The sequence below is a fragment of the Hominisplanchenecus sp. genome, assembly GCF_046967715.1.
Taxonomy (GTDB): domain Bacteria; phylum Bacillota; class Clostridia; order Lachnospirales; family Lachnospiraceae; genus Hominisplanchenecus; species Hominisplanchenecus faecis.
In genome coordinates this window covers 1-2128 of sequence record NZ_JBKVNQ010000117.1, presented here as the reverse complement: position 1 = coordinate 2128, position 2128 = coordinate 1, and the positions used below count along the sequence as shown (strand labels likewise).

Genomic DNA, 2128 nt, shown 5'->3' with positions numbered 1-2128 from the left:
TTCAAAAGCCTGCTTAATACTGTCATAATGCAGGAATTTTCCTTCTGCCGCAAATGCTTCGATCTGCTCTTTCGTCGCAAACATATATCCATCCGTCTCTTCTGTTTGAAGTTTCAGATCTTCATCTGAAATATCCATCACAAAACGATAGACATCCACAAAATAATTGTCCCCTTCGCCCGGGTTTTCTCTTTTATAAGTGAACAGATAACCGCCCTGGGCATTGCTTACATCAAGCCCGGTCTCTTCTTTTACTTCACGCAGAACGGCATCGTAAGAAGCTTCTCCGGTCTGTGCTGCACCTCCGGATACTTCCCACCAGCCAGGTGCCCATGCTTTTGTCATCACACGCTTTGTGATCAGAAAAGTGCCGTCTTCTCTTGCCACAACGCCAAGCACTGTCAGATGATATTCTCCGTCTTTTAAGTGCCAGTCGTTTCGTTTCATCGTGCGTCCGGTTGGTTTTTTATTTTTATCGTATATATCCCATAATTCCATTTGTTTTATCTCCTGCTGTTTTGTTGAAACATTCTTCCGGTATTCTTGCTGCAAGATGTATGCTATGCATTGCATGTTCAAGAATGCCTCTCCTGTCTCTTTTATGATAGCATTGCATCGTAAGCTTTGCAAACATAAAAAATCTCCGCAGAACATTTTTATTCCACAGAGATTTTCTTTTTTACACTGTTTTTTATCTGCTCTTCCAGCGGATGTTCTGAGGGAAGTTCCGCACTTGCCAGCAGATGTTGAAGTTTTCTCCGATTAAGATAACATTTTACCCACACTCATGCAAGTAGCATATAAAAAGAATCTTTCAAGTTTTGTTTTTTAATTGTCAACCTTTTTGATTTTCAGGTTGACATTCTTTTTTTCTCATGTTACATTGTTACAAGAATTTTACAAGGAAGGTAACATCATGAACCCAAATTTTTATGATCAGGATGATCCGATCCTCTCCCGTGAGGATGCCATCGCCATCCTGGATACACCGGATGAAAAACTCGATGATCTGATCGCCCGTGCGGAGGGACTTCGCCGGAAATACAAAGGCAACCGCGTCAGCATTCACATTCTGACAAATGCCCGCAGCGGCAACTGTTCCCAGGATTGTGCCTACTGTGCCCAGTCCTGCCGTTCCAAAGCGGATATTGAGAAATACAAGTGGGTAGATGAGGAAAAGCTCTATCACGACAATGATTTTGTAAATGAACATCATTTATCCAGACACTGCATCGGCCTTAGCGGCATGAAATTTACCGATGCAGAGATTGAAGAGCTCGCCCGCCGCATCCGTAAAATGAAAGAACAGGGAACACACCTGTGCTGTTCTATCGGATTTCTGACGGAAAAGCAGGCGAAAATGCTCAAGGATGCCGGTCTTGACCGCATCAACCACAATCTGAACAGCAGCCGTGCGTACTATCACAACATCTGCACAACTCATACGTTTGAGCAGCGTGTGGCAAACATCCGCATGCTTCAGGGGCTGGGATTTGAAATCTGCAGCGGCGGTATCATCGGTATGGGTGAAAGCAAAGAGGACGTCGTGGATATGCTTCTGGAACTGCGTGAAATCCAGCCGGAGGCTCTGCCAATCAATTTTCTGCTGCCGATCAAAGGCACACCGCTTGGGGATGCAGATATTTCCGGCTTGACAACGGAATATTGCATGAAAGTCCTCTGCCTTGCAAGACTGCTCGTACCGAAGTCCGACATCCGCTGTGCTGCCGGCAGAGAAGTCTACTTCAAAGGTGAAGAAAAGAAACTGCTCAGTGTCGTGGATTCTATCTTTGCTTCCGGATATCTTACTGCCGGCGGTCAGGGCATCCAGGATACCATCAAAACGATCACCGATGCCGGATTTACTTATGAAATTGAATCTGCATGATTTTTCGTACTTTACATCCGATATGAAGTGACCTGACTCTGTCTGATACAGCCTCCGGCGAATTGCAGAGATATTCGTCAAGCGGATATTCGCAATCCGCTTTGCTACTTGCTCATAACCAAATAACTGCTCCGCAGTTTATCAGAAGGAGCTTGCACTCCTCCTGATACAAGCAAGTCCCCACCCACTGCTTATTGCTTTTCGCAATTGAAGCAGGGGACTTACTTGATTTGGTTAAAT

2 protein-coding genes are annotated in these 2128 nt (G+C 45.0%); one reads left to right on the top strand and one right to left on the bottom strand.

What is annotated here, in order from left to right:
• The coding region (locus ACLTL4_RS11185) for an NUDIX hydrolase (protein WP_412320553.1) at positions 1 to 498 on the bottom strand (498 nt) is incomplete at its 3' end.
• 418 nt (positions 499 to 916) lie between these two features.
• Here ACLTL4_RS11185 and bioB point away from each other — a divergent pair.
• Positions 917 to 1888 carry a biotin synthase BioB gene (gene bioB / locus ACLTL4_RS11180; protein ID WP_022118470.1) on the top strand — a complete coding sequence of 324 codons (972 nt, stop codon included), beginning with the start codon at positions 917 to 919 and terminating at the stop codon, positions 1886 to 1888.
• The last annotated feature ends 240 nt before the right edge of the window (positions 1889 to 2128 follow it).